General features: G+C 68.6%; 20 protein-coding genes. 2 read left to right on the top strand and 18 right to left on the bottom strand.

All coding sequences use genetic code 11. The annotated features are described in order from the left end of the window. From rpsH to AB0M97_RS07660, 17 genes are all read right to left on the bottom strand, one after another. Positions 1 to 399 (bottom strand): 30S ribosomal protein S8, encoded by a 399-nt coding sequence (gene rpsH / locus AB0M97_RS07740; protein ID WP_003992367.1) that lies wholly within the window; start codon positions 397 to 399, stop codon positions 1 to 3. A 209-nt stretch (positions 400 to 608) separates the two neighbouring features. Further along, complete coding sequence (locus AB0M97_RS07735; RefSeq protein ID WP_003956452.1) at positions 609 to 794, bottom strand: type Z 30S ribosomal protein S14; 186 nt, start codon at positions 792 to 794, stop codon at positions 609 to 611. A gap of 5 nt (positions 795 to 799) precedes the next feature. Beyond that, positions 800 to 1,357 (bottom strand): 50S ribosomal protein L5, encoded by a 558-nt coding sequence (gene rplE / locus AB0M97_RS07730; protein ID WP_365959836.1) that lies wholly within the window; start codon positions 1,355 to 1,357, stop codon positions 800 to 802. Then, positions 1,357 to 1,680, bottom strand: a complete 324-nt coding sequence (rplX, locus tag AB0M97_RS07725) for a 50S ribosomal protein L24 (RefSeq protein WP_069779212.1) — start codon at positions 1,678 to 1,680, stop codon at positions 1,357 to 1,359. Before rplX ends, rplE begins: the two co-directional genes overlap by 1 nt. Before the next feature lie 2 nt (positions 1,681 to 1,682). Beyond that, the gene (gene rplN, locus AB0M97_RS07720) at positions 1,683 to 2,051 is read right to left on the bottom strand and encodes a 50S ribosomal protein L14 (RefSeq protein WP_003998823.1); all 369 of its coding nucleotides are present in this window, start codon (positions 2,049 to 2,051) and stop codon (positions 1,683 to 1,685) included. 104 nt (positions 2,052 to 2,155) lie between these two features. After that, positions 2,156 to 2,443, bottom strand: a complete 288-nt coding sequence (gene rpsQ, locus AB0M97_RS07715; RefSeq protein ID WP_030641193.1) for a 30S ribosomal protein S17 — start codon at positions 2,441 to 2,443, stop codon at positions 2,156 to 2,158. After that, complete coding sequence (gene rpmC / locus AB0M97_RS07710; RefSeq protein WP_003974259.1) at positions 2,443 to 2,667, bottom strand: 50S ribosomal protein L29; 225 nt, start codon at positions 2,665 to 2,667, stop codon at positions 2,443 to 2,445. Before rpmC ends, rpsQ begins: the two co-directional genes overlap by 1 nt. Then, entirely contained in the window at positions 2,667 to 3,086 is a 420-nt protein-coding gene (gene rplP / locus AB0M97_RS07705; RefSeq protein WP_029380975.1) for a 50S ribosomal protein L16, read from the bottom strand. The genes rpmC and rplP overlap by 1 nt, the downstream gene beginning before the upstream one ends. Positions 3,087 to 3,091: 5 nt before the next feature. Beyond that, positions 3,092 to 3,919: a 30S ribosomal protein S3 gene (gene rpsC, locus AB0M97_RS07700; protein WP_365959835.1), complete on the bottom strand. Its 828-nt coding sequence runs from the start codon at positions 3,917 to 3,919 to the stop codon at positions 3,092 to 3,094. Then, complete coding sequence (gene rplV, locus AB0M97_RS07695) at positions 3,919 to 4,266, bottom strand: 50S ribosomal protein L22 (protein WP_028420772.1); 348 nt, start codon at positions 4,264 to 4,266, stop codon at positions 3,919 to 3,921. The genes rpsC and rplV overlap by 1 nt, the downstream gene beginning before the upstream one ends. 43 nt (positions 4,267 to 4,309) lie before the next feature. Next, positions 4,310 to 4,591, bottom strand: a complete 282-nt coding sequence (rpsS, locus tag AB0M97_RS07690; RefSeq protein WP_010036728.1) for a 30S ribosomal protein S19 — start codon at positions 4,589 to 4,591, stop codon at positions 4,310 to 4,312. A gap of 12 nt (positions 4,592 to 4,603) precedes the next feature. Next, the gene (gene rplB / locus AB0M97_RS07685) at positions 4,604 to 5,440 is read right to left on the bottom strand and encodes a 50S ribosomal protein L2 (RefSeq protein ID WP_365959834.1); all 837 of its coding nucleotides are present in this window, start codon (positions 5,438 to 5,440) and stop codon (positions 4,604 to 4,606) included. Between the two features lie 40 nt (positions 5,441 to 5,480). Further along, entirely contained in the window at positions 5,481 to 5,900 is a 420-nt protein-coding gene (gene rplW, locus AB0M97_RS07680; protein ID WP_365959833.1) for a 50S ribosomal protein L23, read from the bottom strand. Beyond that, on the bottom strand, positions 5,900 to 6,568 hold the full coding sequence (gene rplD, locus AB0M97_RS07675) for a 50S ribosomal protein L4 (RefSeq protein ID WP_365959832.1): 669 nt from the start codon (positions 6,566 to 6,568) through the stop codon (positions 5,900 to 5,902). Before rplD ends, rplW begins: the two co-directional genes overlap by 1 nt. Before the next feature lie 8 nt (positions 6,569 to 6,576). Continuing rightward, positions 6,577 to 7,221 (bottom strand): 50S ribosomal protein L3, encoded by a 645-nt coding sequence (gene rplC, locus AB0M97_RS07670; protein ID WP_029380970.1) that lies wholly within the window; start codon positions 7,219 to 7,221, stop codon positions 6,577 to 6,579. A gap of 16 nt (positions 7,222 to 7,237) precedes the next feature. After that, positions 7,238 to 7,546: a 30S ribosomal protein S10 gene (rpsJ, locus tag AB0M97_RS07665; protein ID WP_003948644.1), complete on the bottom strand. Its 309-nt coding sequence runs from the start codon at positions 7,544 to 7,546 to the stop codon at positions 7,238 to 7,240. Positions 7,547 to 8,059: 513 nt separating this feature from the next. Continuing rightward, the gene (locus tag AB0M97_RS07660; protein ID WP_365959831.1) at positions 8,060 to 9,196 is read right to left on the bottom strand and encodes an endo-1,4-beta-xylanase; all 1,137 of its coding nucleotides are present in this window, start codon (positions 9,194 to 9,196) and stop codon (positions 8,060 to 8,062) included. A gap of 369 nt (positions 9,197 to 9,565) precedes the next feature. Here AB0M97_RS07660 and AB0M97_RS07655 point away from each other — a divergent pair, with 369 nt between their 5' ends. Together AB0M97_RS07655 and AB0M97_RS07650 are read left to right on the top strand one after the other, a co-directional pair. Then, positions 9,566 to 10,525, top strand: a complete 960-nt coding sequence (locus tag AB0M97_RS07655; RefSeq protein ID WP_365959830.1) for a LysR family transcriptional regulator — start codon at positions 9,566 to 9,568, stop codon at positions 10,523 to 10,525. Positions 10,526 to 10,766: 241 nt separating this feature from the next. Continuing rightward, positions 10,767 to 12,134, top strand: coding sequence for a carbohydrate-binding protein (locus AB0M97_RS07650; protein WP_365959829.1), 1,368 nt, complete (start codon positions 10,767 to 10,769; stop codon positions 12,132 to 12,134). Between the two features lie 185 nt (positions 12,135 to 12,319). Here the strand turns inward: AB0M97_RS07650 and tuf are convergent, their stop codons facing one another. Beyond that, positions 12,320 to 13,513: an elongation factor Tu gene (gene tuf / locus AB0M97_RS07645; protein ID WP_365959828.1), complete on the bottom strand. Its 1,194-nt coding sequence runs from the start codon at positions 13,511 to 13,513 to the stop codon at positions 12,320 to 12,322. Between the last annotated feature and the right edge of the window lie 115 nt (positions 13,514 to 13,628).

The raw sequence follows: 13,628 nt of genomic DNA, 5'->3' as shown, positions 1-13,628 counted from the left end.
TTACCAGACGTAGGCGAGGACTTCCCCACCCACGCCCTTCTTCTGCGCCTGCTTGTCGGTCAGCAGACCGTGGGACGTGGAGATGATCGCCACGCCCAGGCCGCCCAGCACCTTGGGCAGGTTGGTGGACTTCGCGTACACCCGGAGACCGGGCTTGGAGATCCGCTTGATGCCCGCGATGGAGCGCTCACGGTTGGGGCCGAACTTCAGCTCCAGGACGAGGTTCTTGCCGACCTCGGCGTCCTCGACCTTCCAGCCCGTGATGAAGCCCTCCTGCTGGAGGATCTCCGCGATGTGCGACTTGATCTTCGAGTGCGGCATCGCCACGGAGTCGTGGTACGCCGAGTTCGCGTTCCGCAGACGCGTAAGCATGTCTGCGATCGGATCAGTCATGGTCATGAATTGGCCTTCGGCCTCTCTCGCCGGGGTTTCCTGGTGCGCCATCCCTCTCCCCGATCCGAGACGGGACGGGTGCGGCGCGGTGGACCTACGGCGTAGTAAGTCGTACGGCACGGCAGGTGCCCAACCCCACAAGCCTAAGCCATGCGGGGTGGGCGTCCTGCCGTCCCATTGCTTACCGAGAGCCCTGGGAGTCCGGAACTACCGGATTACCAGGAGCTCTTGGTCACGCCCGGCAGCTCGCCACGGTGAGCCATCTCACGAAGGCACACGCGGCACAGGCCGAACTTACGGTAGACGGAGTGCGGACGACCGCAGCGCTGGCAGCGGGTGTACGCGCGCACGCCGAACTTGGGCTTGCGAGCAGCCTTCGCGATGAGAGCCTTCTTCGCCATCTCGCTCACGCCTCCTTGAACGGGAAGCCGAGGTGACGGAGAAGGGCGCGGCCCTCTTCGTCGTTGGTCGCCGTGGTGACCACGGTGATGTCCATACCCCGGACACGGTCGATCTTGTCCTGGTCGATCTCGTGGAACATGACCTGCTCCGTGAGACCGAAGGTGTAGTTGCCACGGCCGTCGAACTGCTTGGGGGACAGGCCGCGGAAGTCGCGGATGCGCGGCAGCGCGAGCGACAGGGTGCGGTCGAGGAACTCCCACATGCGGTCGCCACGGAGCGTGACGTGGGCACCGATCGGCTGACCCTCGCGCAGCTTGAACTGCGCGATGGACTTGCGGGCCTTGGTGACGGCCGGCTTCTGACCGGTGATCGTGGTGAGGTCCTTGATGGCGCCCTCGATCAGCTTGGAGTCGCGGGCGGCGTCGCCCACACCCATGTTGACCACGATCTTGACGAGGCCGGGAACCTGCATGACGTTCTCGTAGGAGAACTCCTCAAGCAGCTTGCCCGCGATCTCCTCGCGGTACTTCGTCTTCAGACGCGGAGTGGTGGTGGTCGTCATCAGATGTCCTCACCCGTCCGCTTGGCAACGCGGATCTTGTTGCCTTCGTCGTCGAAGCGGTAACCGACGCGGGTCACGACCTTCTGGCCGTCCTTCTCCACGACGAGCTGAACGTTGCTCACGTGAATCGGGGCCTCGGTGGTGACGATGCCGCCGGCCTGCGAACCGCGAGCGGTCGGCCCGGCCTTGGTGTGCTTCTTGACCCGGTTGACACCCTCGACCAGGACGCGGTCCTCGCGCGGGTAAGCGGCAATGACCTTGCCCTGCTTGCCCTTGTCCTTGCCGGTGATGACCTGGACCAGGTCGCCCTTCTTGATCTTCATGCTCACAGCACCTCCGGCGCGAGGGAGATGATCTTCATGAACTTCTTCTCGCGCAGCTCACGGCCCACCGGGCCGAAGATACGGGTGCCGCGGGGGTCGCCGTCGTTCTTCAGAATGACGGCGGCGTTCTCGTCGAAGCGGATGTACGAGCCGTCCGGACGGCGGCGCTCCTTGACGGTGCGAACGATGACCGCCTTGACGACGTCACCCTTCTTCACGTTGCCACCGGGGATCGCGTCCTTGACGGTGGCGACGATGACGTCACCGATGCCCGCGTAGCGGCGACCGGAGCCGCCGAGCACACGGATGCAAAGGATCTCCTTCGCACCAGTGTTGTCGGCGACACGCAGTCGCGACTCCTGCTGGATCACGTCTATCTCCTGGTTGTCTGCCGGTTCCCGGGGCGGGCTCCGCTGTCGCGGCGGCCCGCCCCGAGCCTGGCGGAACGATGCCTAGGGGGTCCCCCTAGGAGGGATTACTTGGCCTTCTCGAGGATTTCGACGACGCGCCAGCGCTTCGTCGCGGACAGCGGCCGGGTCTCCATGAGGAGGACACGGTCGCCGACACCCGCGGCGTTCTGCTCGTCGTGAGCCTTGAGCTTGTTGGTACGGCGGATGACCTTGCCGTACAGCGCGTGCTTGACGCGGTCCTCGACGGCGACGACGACGGTCTTGTCCATCTTGTCGCTGACGACCAGACCCTCACGGGTCTTGCGGAATCCGCGTGCCTCGGTGTTCTGCTCAGTCACGTTGCTCTCGCTCATCAGGCGCTCTCCACCGTCTCGATGCCCAGCTCGCGCTCACGCATCAGGGTGTAGATCCGCGCGATGTCCTTGCGGACGGCCTTGAGCCGCCCGTGGTTCTCGAGCTGACCGGTCGCCGCCTGGAAGCGGAGGTTGAACAGCTCTTCCTTGGCCTCGCGGAGCTTCGCGAGAAGCTCCTCGTTGCCCAGCTCGCGCAGCTCGGACGCCTTGGTACCGGCCGACATCACGCTTCACCTGCCTCGCGCTTGACGATCCGGCACTTCATCGGCAGCTTGTGGGCCGCACGGGTCAGCGCCTCACGGGCGATCTTCTCGTTGGGGTACGACAGCTCGAACATCACGCGTCCGGGCTTGACGTTGGCGACCCACCACTCCGGGGAGCCCTTGCCGGAACCCATGCGGGTCTCGGCCGGCTTCTTGGTGAGGGGGCGGTCCGGGTAGATGTTGATCCAGACCTTGCCGCCACGCTTGATGTGACGGGTCATGGCGATACGAGCCGCTTCGATCTGGCGGTTCGTGACGTACGCCGGGGTCAGCGCCTGGATGCCGTACTCGCCGAACGCAACCTGCGTTCCACCCTTGGACATACCGTTGCGCTTGGGGTGGTGCTGCTTGCGGTGCTTGACCCTACGGGGGATCAGCATGTCGGTCAGGCCTCCGTTCCGGTGCTCTCAGCCGGCGCGGCGGCGGGAGCCTCGGCCTTGGGGGCCTCGGCTGCCGGAGCCTGCTGCGGCTTGCGACCGCGCCGCTCGCCGCCACCGCGGCCACCACGGGCCGGGCGGTCGGCGCCACCACCACGGGCCGGGCGGTTGCCCGCACGCGCGGCGGCGTTCTCGGCGCGGACCTCGGCGATGTTCTTGACGTCGCCCTTGTAGATCCAGACCTTCACGCCGATGCGGCCGAAGGTCGTCTTGGCCTCGAAGAAGCCGTAGTCCACGTTCGCGCGGAGCGTGTGCAGGGGCACGCGGCCCTCGCGGTAGAACTCCGAGCGGGACATCTCGGCGCCACCGAGGCGGCCACCGCACTGGATCTTGATGCCCTTGGCGCCGGCCTTCATCGCCGACTGCATGCTCTTGCGCATGGCACGGCGGAAGGAGACGCGGGAGGACAGCTGCTCGGCGACGGCCTGGGCCACCAGCTGAGCGTCCGTCTCCGGGTTCTTGACCTCGAGGATGTTCAGCTGGACCTGCTTGCCGGTCAGCTTCTCCAGGTCACCGCGGATGCGGTCGGCCTCGGCGCCGCGGCGGCCGATGACGATGCCGGGACGCGCGGTGTGGATGTCCACACGCACACGGTCACGGGTGCGCTCGATCTCCACCTTCGAGATGCCGGCGCGCTCCATGCCGGACGTCATCATCCGACGGATGGCGACGTCTTCCTTGACGTAGTCCTTGTACAGCTTGTCGGCGTACCAACGCGACTTGAAGTCGGTCGTGACACCGAGCCGGAACCCGTGCGGGTTTACCTTCTGGCCCATTACCGGGTTCCTTCCTTGCTGCTGACGACCACGGTGATGTGGCTGGTCCGCTTGCGGATCCGGTAGGCACGGCCCTGGGCACGCGGCCGGAACCGCTTCAGGGTCGGGCCCTCGTCGACGTAGGCCTCGGAGATGTAGAGGCTGTCGACATCGGTGTGGTCGTAGTTGTGCGCGGCGTTGGCAATGGCGCTGTCCAGCACCTTGCCGACCGGCACGCTCGCGGCCTGCGGGGCGAAACGCAGGACCGCCTGAGCCTCCGTGGCGTCCATGCCACGGATGAGGTCCACCACGCGGCGGGCCTTCATGGGCGTGACGCGGATGTACCGCGCCTGGGCCCTGGCTTCCATGGTTGTCCCTTCAGTGTCTGTCATTGGTCATTCCACCCCGCTGTTAGCGGCGCTTCGACTTCCGGTCGTCCTTGACGTGACCCCGGAAGGTGCGCGTCGGCGAGAACTCGCCGAGCTTGTGGCCGACCATGGACTCGGTGACAAACACCGGGATGTGGGTCTTGCCGTTGTGCACCGCGATCGTGTGACCGAGCATCGCCGGGACGATCATCGAGCGACGGGACCAGGTCTTGATGACGTTCTTGGTACCGGCTTCGTTCTGCGCGTCCACCTTCTTGATCAGGTGGTCGTCGACGAAGGGTCCCTTCTTCAAGCTACGAGGCATCTCAACCCGTCCTTAGCGCTTCTTGTTCGTCTTGCGGCGGCGGACGATGTACTTGTTCGACGCCTTCTTGGGCGAACGAGTACGGCCTTCCTTCTTGCCCCACGGGGACACGGGGTGGCGGCCACCGGAGGTCCGGCCCTCACCACCACCGTGCGGGTGGTCGACCGGGTTCATGACGACACCACGGACGGTCGGGCGAACGCCCAGCCACCGCTTGCGGCCCGCCTTGCCCCAGTTGATGTTGGACTGCTCGGCGTTGCCGACCTCGCCGACAGTGGCGCGGCAGCGGACGTCGACCAGCCGGATCTCACCGGACGGCATGCGGAGGTGGGCCATGGTGCCCTCCTTCGCCAGCAGCTGCACCGAGGTGCCGGCGGAGCGGGCGAACTTGGCACCGCCGCCGGGACGGAGCTCGATCGCGTGGATCGTGGTACCGACCGGGATGTTGCGGAGGGCCAGGTTGTTGCCCGGCTTGATGTCGGCCCCGGGACCGTTCTCGACGCGGTCGCCCTGGCTGAGGCCACGCGGCGCGAGGATGTAGCGCTTCTCGCCGTCCGCGTAGTGCAGCAGCGCGATGCGCGCGGTGCGGTTGGGGTCGTATTCGATGTGCGCGACCTTCGCCGGCACGCCGTCCTTGTCGTGACGACGGAAGTCGATCACGCGGTAGGCGCGCTTGTGTCCGCCACCCTGGTGGCGAACGGTCACACGACCGGCGTTGTTACGGCCGCCCTTGCTGTGCAGCGGGCGGACCAGCGACTTCTCCGGCGTGGACCGCGTGACCTCGACGAAGTCGGCGACGCTGGAGCCACGACGGCCCGGAGTCGTCGGCTTGTACTTGCGGATACCCATTTCTCAGTCCTCGTCCGATATCGGACGATCCGGACCGCCGTCAGGCGGTCGGACCGCCGAAGATGTCGATACGGTCGCCCTCGGCGAGGGTCACGATCGCGCGCTTGGTCGCCGCGCGCTGGCCGAAGCCGGTGCGGGTCCGCTTGCGCTTGCCCTGGCGGTTGATCGTGTTGACTCCGGTGACCTTGACCTCGAAGACCGCCTGGACGGCCTCCTTGATCTGGGTCTTGTTGGCACGCGGGTCGACGATGAACGTGTACTTGTTCTCGTCGATGAGCGCGTAGCTCTTCTCGGACACGACCGGCTTCAGCAGGACGTCACGGGGGTCCGTGTACGCCTTGCTCGCCGGGGTGACGACGGTGTTCTTGCCCTCGGCCGCGTGGCGGCGCGCCTTCTTCAGGCGCGCTTCCTTGGCCTTCTTCGCGGCCTTGGAGGCGATAGCGGGGTGACGGATGGCCATCAGGCCTCGCTCCCTTCGGTGTCATTGTTCCGCGCGGCAGAAGGCGTGCCGGACACGAAGGACTCGAAGGCGGCCTTGGTGAAGACCACGTCGTCGGAGACGAGAACGTCGTACGTGTTCAGCTGGCCCGGCTCCAGGATGTGCACCTGGGGCAGGTTGCGGGCGGACAGCCACGCGGCCTCGTCGGCGCGGTCGACGACCAGGAGCAGGTTCTTGCGCTCCGAGATCTTGCCGAACAGCGACCGGGCGGCCTTGGTGGACGGGGTCTCGCCCTCGACCACGCCGGTGACGACGTGGATGCGGTTATGACGGGCCCGGTCGGTGAGGGCGTGACGCAGAGCGGCAGCCTTCATCTTCTTCGGGGTCCGCTGCGAGTAGTCACGCGGCTGCGGGCCGTGGACGACGCCACCGCCGGCGAACTGCGGGGCGCGGGTCGAGCCCTGACGGGCGCGGCCGGTGCCCTTCTGGCGGTACGGCTTCTTGCCACCGCCGCGGACCTCGCCACGGGTCTTGGTCTTGTGCGTGCCCTGACGGGCGGCAGCCAGCTGTGCGACGACGACCTGGTGGATCAGCGGGATGCTGACCTTCTCGACGTCGAAGATCTCCGCGGGGAGCTCGACGGTACCGGCCTTGTCGCCCGCCGGCGAAAGGATGTCAACAGTGCTCATCGGTTACCTCAGGCCCCCTTGGCCGCGGTGCGGACCAGGACGAGGCCGCCGTTCGGACCGGGAACCGCGCCCTTGATGAGCAGCAGGCCCTTCTCCGCGTCAACGGCGTGGACGGTCAGGTTCTGGGTGGTGACCCGCTCGTTGCCCATACGACCCGCCATGCGGAGGCCCTTGAACACGCGGCCCGGGGTGGCGCAGCCACCGATGGAACCGGGCGAGCGGTGCTTGCGCTGGGTGCCGTGTCCGGCGCCGAGGCCACGGAAGTTGTGGCGCTTCATGACACCGGCGAAGCCCTTGCCCTTGCTCTTGCCGGTCACGTCGACCTTGACGCCGGCCTCGAACACCTCAGCGGTGATCTCCTGGCCGAGCGTGTACTCGGAGGCGTCCGACGTGCGGATCTCGACGAGGTGGCGACGGGGGGTGACGTCGGCCTTGGCGAAGTGGCCCTTGAGGGGCTTGTTCACCTTGCGCGGGTCGATCTCGCCGAAAGCGATCTGGACGGACTCGTAGCCGTCGACATCGTTCGTGCGGACCTGGGTCACGACGTTGGGGCCGGCCTTGACGACGGTGACCGGGACGACACGGTTGTTCTCGTCCCACACCTGCGTCATGCCGAGCTTCTCGCCCAGGATGCCCTTGATCTGCTTAGCCATTCTCAGATCACCGGCCTCAGAGCTTGATCTCGATGTCGACACCGGCCGGGAGGTCGAGTCGCATCAGAGAGTCAACGGTCTTGGGAGTCGGGTCGAGGATGTCGATCAGGCGCTTGTGCGTGCGCATCTCGAAGTGCTCGCGCGAGTCCTTGTACTTGTGCGGCGACTTGATGACGCAGTACACGTTCTTCTCAGTGGGCAGCGGCACCGGGCCCGCGACCGACGCACCAGTACGCGTCACCGTCTCGACGATCTTCTTCGCCGAGCTGTCGATGACCTCGTGGTCGTAGGCCTTGAGCCGGATGCGGATCTTCTGTCCCGCCATGGCTACTCAGTAGTCCTGTCTCTCTACAGCTCTGGAACCCGGTGTTCCACTCTTCGTTCTCCGACCCACGCGGTCGGGCGTGTCGCACTCTCGCTGACACAGATGTCCCTTGATCGAACATCCCCGCGGGATTGCACACGGCCCTTCCGGAACCGCACGCCGGAGGCGAAAGGCCCACCGGGTGCCTGGCCGGCGCCGCGCCAACGCTTCCCGAAAGATTCCCGTACGTCCGCCCCTGATCAGGGGCGACGAGTACTGTGGGACTCGCTTCCGGTCCTCCCGGCGGGAGGCGCGCAGCATCAACGCTCGACCGAGCAACTCGGACAGTCTGCCATATGGGGCACCGCGGACGCCAATCGAGCCGGAGAGAATACCCCGGGCGTGACGAAGGTCAAACACGGTGCGGCGGGGGCGGGGCGGCCGACTCCGGCCGGGCAGACCCTGACGCCCCGGGCGGAGACGGCCGGGACCGTCTCCGCCCGGGGCGTGAAAGGGCGCCGACAAGCGGCGGACTCAGCCCTGGCGGGCCGCCTTCAGGGTGTCCCGCAGGGCGTAGAACGCCGGCTTGCGGGTGTAGTCGTCGGTCATGACGTTGGCGAAGCCCTCGCCCTCGAAGAACACCGGCACCCACGAGTACTTGTCGGTGAAGCCCCAGATCGTGAAGGAGTTGCAGCCGTCCACGGCCAGGCACGCCGACAGGGCGCGCTGGTAGTAGTCGGCCTGCTTCCTCTCCATCTCGGCGGTCGGGACGCCGCTCTCCGGCAGGTCCATGCGGACGTCCAGCTCGGTGACCGCGGTCTCCAGGCCCAGCGCGTCGAAGCGGCGCAGGTTGTTCTCCAGGTCGCCCGGGAAGCCGTAGCGCGTGCTCAGGTGGGCCTGCACGGAGAAGCCGTGCACGGGAACGCCCTGTGCGAGCAGTTGCTGGACCAGCGTGTAGTAGCTGTTGCTCTTGGCGTTGACGCTCTCCACGTTGTAGTCGTTGAAGAACAGCTTCGCCTTCGGGTCGGCCTCGTGCGCCCAGCGGAAGGCGTCCGCGACGATGCCCGGGCCGAGCTCGCGGATCCAGATGTTGTCGGTCGTCCGCAGCTTGCCCTGGTCGTCGAAGATCTCGTTGGCGACGTCCCACTGCTGGATCCGGCCGGCGTAGCGGCCGACGACGGTGGCGATGTGCTCGCGCAGGATCTCGCGCAGCTCTGCCTTGGAGAAGTTGCCCTGGGTCAGCCACGCCGGGTTCTGGCTGTGCCACAGGAGGGTGTGGCCGCGCACGACCTGGCCGTGCTTCTCGGCGAACTCGACGATGGCGTCGGCCTGCCCGAAGTCGTACCGGTCCTTCTCCGGGTGGATGGAGTCCCACTTCATCTGGTTCTCGGGGGACACCGAGCTGAACTGGCGGCCCAGGATCTTGCGGTACTCGGCGTCGTACGTGAACGGGTCCGGGTAGTCCTGCGACAGGTGGTGACCGCCGCCCGCCACGGCGGTACCCACCACGAAGCCCTCGGGCGCGGCCCAGCGCAGCCTGTCGAAACGGGCGTTGGAGTGCGGCGCGGCCTGCTGGTCGGCCGCCGGGTCGGCCGTGGCCACGCCCGTCACGAGCGGCAGGGACAGGGCGGCCGCGGCCAGGGCCACGGTGGCGAAGCGAATGGATCTCATGCGGGGAGTCTCATTCCGTCGTTCTTCGAATGTTTCGAAACGCTGTCCGAAACATTTGGGGATGACGGAAGCTAAAGGCCCACCGAGCCAGAGGTCAATACCCGTGCAGGAGATCGAACGCCGAGCGGCCGTGACGGAGCTGGACTGCCGCTCGCTCGGGCGGGTGAACATCACCCGCTGAGCTGCGGCTAGCGCCTCCCAACTGCCCTGCTCCTGTAGGCCTGCGACCTGGCCCACCTGGCGGGCGGCGCCGCGGCCCGGCCGGAGCAGGACATTCCGCCCGGAGGAACCTGGTGGCCGTGGGCCTCTCCGCCACAGGTCCGTACCAACCCCTTGCCCCCGCCCCCACCGCGCCGCAAGCTCCCCTCTATGGAGCTGGAACTGCGGCATCTGAAGACGATCCGGGCGATTGCCGACGCGGGCAGTCTCACCAGGGCGGCGGTCCGGCTGGGGCTGACCCAGCCCGCGCTGAGTGCCCAGCTCAGGCGCATCGAACGGGCCCTGGGCGGCGCGCTGTTCGAGCGCGGGCGGCACGGCGTACGGGCCACCCCGCTCGGCGAGCTCGTGCTGGAGCGCACCCGGGTCGTGCTGCCCGCGGTGACCGAACTCCAGCAGGAGGCCAACCGTTTCGCACGCGACCGGTACGCGAAGCAGCGCCTGCGGATCGGCGGCACCCACGGCCCGCTGCTCGGCGCCCTCGTCGACCGGCTCGCCGGAGCCGTGCCGGGCGTCGCCGTCACCACCTCGGCGTCCTGGTCCGAGCGGCAGCTCGCCGGGCAACTCACCGACGGCACCCTCGACTTCGCGCTCGCCGGGACCTGCGGCTCCGCCACCCCACCGGGCGCCCCCCACCTCGTATGGCAGGAGATCGCCGTCGACCCGGTGTTCGTCATGCTCCCGGACGGCCACCACCTCGCCCACCGCGCCGACGTCGACCTCGGCAAGCTCGCCGACGACGCGTGGGCCTGCGTCCCCGGCGACGGCTGTTTCGGCGACTGCTTCACCGCCGCCTGCGCCCGCGCCGGTTTCGCCCCGCGGCGCATGTACGAGACGGACACCGCCTCCCTCGTCCACCTCGTGCAGGTCGGCCGCGCGGTCGGCCTGTGCCGGGCCACGTTCCCCACCACCCCCGGCGTCACCACCCGCCCGCTCGCCGGTACGCCGCTGCTGTGGCGGCATCTGCTCGGCCTGCACCCCGCGTCGCAGCCGCCGGACCTCGCGGCGACCGTGCTCGCGCAGGCCCGCGACGCCCACGCCGCCGCGGCGACCCGCAGCGCCGGTTACCGCGCCTGGCTCGCCTCGCACGGCCCCGGCGGCCGGGTCCCGTAAGCCGTCTCCCACGGGCCCGGCGGCCGGATCCCGTAGACCGCCTCGCACCCGCCCGGCGGCCGGGTTCCACAAGCCGCCGGCCCGCGGCCGCCCACCGCGTCCCACACCACCGGAGAGCGCCCGCCCCCTTCCATAACACCGAGGAGGGGGGTCGGCTGACGGCTTACCCCGCCGCACCGGCCCTCCCTACGGTTTCGGCACCTCCCCACGGAGCTTCCCCACCGAAACCGAGGAGACCCCCATGCTCCAGCGTCACAGCAGAGCCCTGTGCGCCGCCCTGGCGGCCACCGGCGCCCTGCTCTTCACGGGCCTGAGCGACACGGGCGCGGCGGCCGCCACCGACACCCCCTCGGCCTCCCCCGCGTCCGCCGCCCAGACCCTCCGCACCGCGGACGCCCCTCCCGCCCTGCTCCACGCCATGCAGCGCGACCTCGGCCTCGACCGGCGGCAGGCTCAGCGCCGCCTGGCCAACGAGGCCGAGGCCGGCGCCACCGCCGGGCGGCTGCGCGCCGCGCTGGGCGCCGACTTCGCGGGCGCCTGGGTGCGGGGCGCCGAGTCCGGCGCGCTGACCGTGGCGACCACCGACGCCGCCGACACACCGGTCATCGAGGCGCAGGGCGCCGTGGCCGCCGTCGTACGCCGTCCGCTTGCCGCACTCGACGCCGCCAAGGCCCGCGTCGACCGGGCGGCAGCCCACCGCGCGACCGGCGCCTCCCCCGTCTGGTACGTCGACGTCCGCACGAACGCCCTGGTCGTCGAGGCCGCCGAGCCCGCCGCCGCCCACGCCCTGCTGAAGGCCGCCGGCGTCGACCGCTCCCTCGCCCGCGTCGAGAAATCGGCAGAGCAGCCGCGCCCGCTCTACGACCTGCGGGGCGGCGACGCGTACTACATGAACAACAGCGGCCGCTGCTCGGTCGGTTTCCCGGTCACGCGCGGCACCCAGCAGGGCTTCGCCACGGCCGGACACTGCGGCCGGGTCGGCACCGGCACGACCGGCTACAACCGCGTCGCCCAGGGCACCTTCCAGGGCTCCACCTTCCCGGGCAACGACATGGCCTGGGTGGCCACCAACACCAACTGGACGGCCACGCCGTACGTGAAGGGCGCCGGCGGCCAGAACGTCCAGGTCACCGGCTCCACACAGGCCCCGGTCGGCTCGTCCGTGTGCCGCTCGGGCTCCACGACCGGCTGGCACTGCGGCACGATCCAGCAGCACAACACCAGCGTCACCTACCCCGAGGGCACCATCTACGGCGTCACCCGCACCAGCGTGTGCGCCGAGCCCGGCGACTCCGGCGGCTCCTACATCTCCGGCAGCCAGGCCCAGGGCGTCACCTCGGGCGGCTCGGGCAACTGCTCGACGGGCGGCACGACGTACTTCCAGCCGCTCAACCCACTGCTGCAGACCTACGGCCTCACCCTCAAGACCACCACGAGCGGCCCCGGCGAGCCCGGTGAGCCCGGCGGCGGCACCTGGGCGGCCGGCACCGTCTACCAGACGGGCGCCCAGGTGACGTACGGCGGTGCCACCTACCGGTGCCTCCAGGCACACCAGGCCCAGCCCGGCTGGGAGCCCCCGAACGCCCCGGCGCTCTGGCAGCGCGTCTGACCCGCTGAGGGGGGTGCGGGGCCCGGCGGTCCGGACAACCGGCCGCCGGGCCCTCCGCATGTCCGGCCCTGGACACCGGCACGGACACCGCTCGCGGAGCCCGGCACGCGAAAGGGCCCGCACGACCGAAGTCGTGCGGGCCCTTCCCGGTGCTCGCTGCGAGCCACCAGGTCAGATCAGCAAGCTCACTTGGTGATCTTGGTGACCTGGCCGGCGCCCACGGTCCGGCCACCCTCACGGATGGCGAACTTCAGGCCCTCTTCCATGGCGACGGGCTGGATGAGCTCCACCTTCATCTCGGTGTTGTCACCCGGCATGACCATCTCGGTGCCCTCGGGGAGGGTCACCACGCCGGTCACGTCCGTCGTACGGAAGTAGAACTGCGGACGGTAGTTGTTGAAGAACGGCGTGTGGCGGCCACCCTCGTCCTTGGACAGGATGTAGGCCTGGGCCTCGAACTCGGTGTGCGGCGTGACCGAACCGGGCTTGATGATGACCTGGCCGCGCTCGACGTCCTCGCGCTTGATGCCACGGAGGAGCAGACCGACGTTCTCACCGGCCTGGCCCTCGTCGAGCAGCTTGCGGAACATCTCGATGCCGGTGACCGTGGTGGTGGTCTTCTCGGTCTTGATGCCGATGATGTCCACGGTCTCGTTGACCTTCAGGACACCACGCTCGATACGGCCGGTGACGACCGTACCGCGACCGGTGATCGTGAAGACGTCCTCGATCGGCATGAGGAACGGCTTGTCGACGTCGCGCTCCGGCTGCGGGATGGACTCGTCGACGGCGTTCATGAGGTTCATGACCGACTCGGCCCACTCCGGGTCGCCCTCGAGCGCCTTGAGCGCCGAGACCTTGACGACCGGAACGTCGTCGCCCGGGAACTCGTACTCGGAGAGGAGCTCACGCACCTCGAGCTCGACGAGCTCCAGGATCTCCTCGTCGTCCACCATGTCGGCCTTGTTCAGGGCGACGACGATGTACGGAACGCCGACCTGGCGGGCCAGGAGCACGTGCTCCTTGGTCTGCGGCATGGGGCCGTCGGTGGCGGCGACCACGAGGATGGCACCGTCCATCTGGGCGGCACCGGTGATCATGTTCTTGATGTAGTCCGCGTGACCCGGGCAGTCGACGTGGGCGTAGTGACGCGCCTCCGTCTGGTACTCGACGTGCGCGATGGAGATGGTGATACCGCGCTGACGCTCCTCAGGAGCCTTGTCGATCTGGTCGAAGGCCGAGGCCTCGTTCAGGTCCGGGTACTTGTCGTGCAGCACCTTGGTAATGGCGGCCGTGAGGGTCGTCTTACCGTGGTCGATGTGACCGATGGTGCCGATGTTGACGTGCGGCTTAGTCCGCTCGAACTTCGCCTTCGCCACTGGGGTCCTCCTGTGGAGTGGTTCTGTACGCCTTACTCATCGGCGCCAGGTGATCTTTGCTGGAATGCCCGGGCCCGGGGCGTTTCACCGAGTTCGCGGTGAAACGCCCCCTGCA

The organism is Streptomyces sp. NPDC051207 (assembly GCF_040682395.1).
Classification (GTDB): Bacteria; Actinomycetota; Actinomycetes; order Streptomycetales; family Streptomycetaceae; genus Streptomyces.
This window is presented reverse-complemented; position numbering and strand designations above follow the sequence as displayed.

Coding starts and splice junctions, on each gene's coding strand:
- rpsC (WP_365959835.1), bottom strand. CDS start 3,919: ATGGGCCAGAAGGTAAACCCGCACGGGTTCCGGCTCGGTGTCACGACC.
- rplX (WP_069779212.1), bottom strand. CDS start 1,680: ATGAAGATCAAGAAGGGCGACCTGGTCCAGGTCATCACCGGCAAGGAC.
- rpmC (WP_003974259.1), bottom strand. CDS start 2,667: ATGTCGGCCGGTACCAAGGCGTCCGAGCTGCGCGAGCTGGGCAACGAG.
- rplB (WP_365959834.1), bottom strand. CDS start 5,440: ATGGGTATCCGCAAGTACAAGCCGACGACTCCGGGCCGTCGTGGCTCC.
- rplC (WP_029380970.1), bottom strand. CDS start 7,221: ATGGCTAAGCAGATCAAGGGCATCCTGGGCGAGAAGCTCGGCATGACG.
- AB0M97_RS07650 (WP_365959829.1), top strand. CDS start 10,767: ATGCTCCAGCGTCACAGCAGAGCCCTGTGCGCCGCCCTGGCGGCCACC.
- rplP (WP_029380975.1), bottom strand. CDS start 3,086: ATGCTGATCCCCCGTAGGGTCAAGCACCGCAAGCAGCACCACCCCAAG.
- rplD (WP_365959832.1), bottom strand. CDS start 6,568: ATGAGCACTGTTGACATCCTTTCGCCGGCGGGCGACAAGGCCGGTACC.
- rpsJ (WP_003948644.1), bottom strand. CDS start 7,546: ATGGCGGGACAGAAGATCCGCATCCGGCTCAAGGCCTACGACCACGAG.
- rplV (WP_028420772.1), bottom strand. CDS start 4,266: ATGGAAGCCAGGGCCCAGGCGCGGTACATCCGCGTCACGCCCATGAAG.
- AB0M97_RS07735 (WP_003956452.1), bottom strand. CDS start 794: ATGGCGAAGAAGGCTCTCATCGCGAAGGCTGCTCGCAAGCCCAAGTTC.
- rplE (WP_365959836.1), bottom strand. CDS start 1,357: ATGACGACCACCACCACTCCGCGTCTGAAGACGAAGTACCGCGAGGAG.
- rpsQ (WP_030641193.1), bottom strand. CDS start 2,443: ATGAGCGAGAGCAACGTGACTGAGCAGAACACCGAGGCACGCGGATTC.
- AB0M97_RS07655 (WP_365959830.1), top strand. CDS start 9,566: ATGGAGCTGGAACTGCGGCATCTGAAGACGATCCGGGCGATTGCCGAC.
- rpsS (WP_010036728.1), bottom strand. CDS start 4,591: ATGCCTCGTAGCTTGAAGAAGGGACCCTTCGTCGACGACCACCTGATC.
- AB0M97_RS07660 (WP_365959831.1), bottom strand. CDS start 9,196: ATGAGATCCATTCGCTTCGCCACCGTGGCCCTGGCCGCGGCCGCCCTG.
- rpsH (WP_003992367.1), bottom strand. CDS start 399: ATGACCATGACTGATCCGATCGCAGACATGCTTACGCGTCTGCGGAAC.
- rplW (WP_365959833.1), bottom strand. CDS start 5,900: ATGGCCATCCGTCACCCCGCTATCGCCTCCAAGGCCGCGAAGAAGGCC.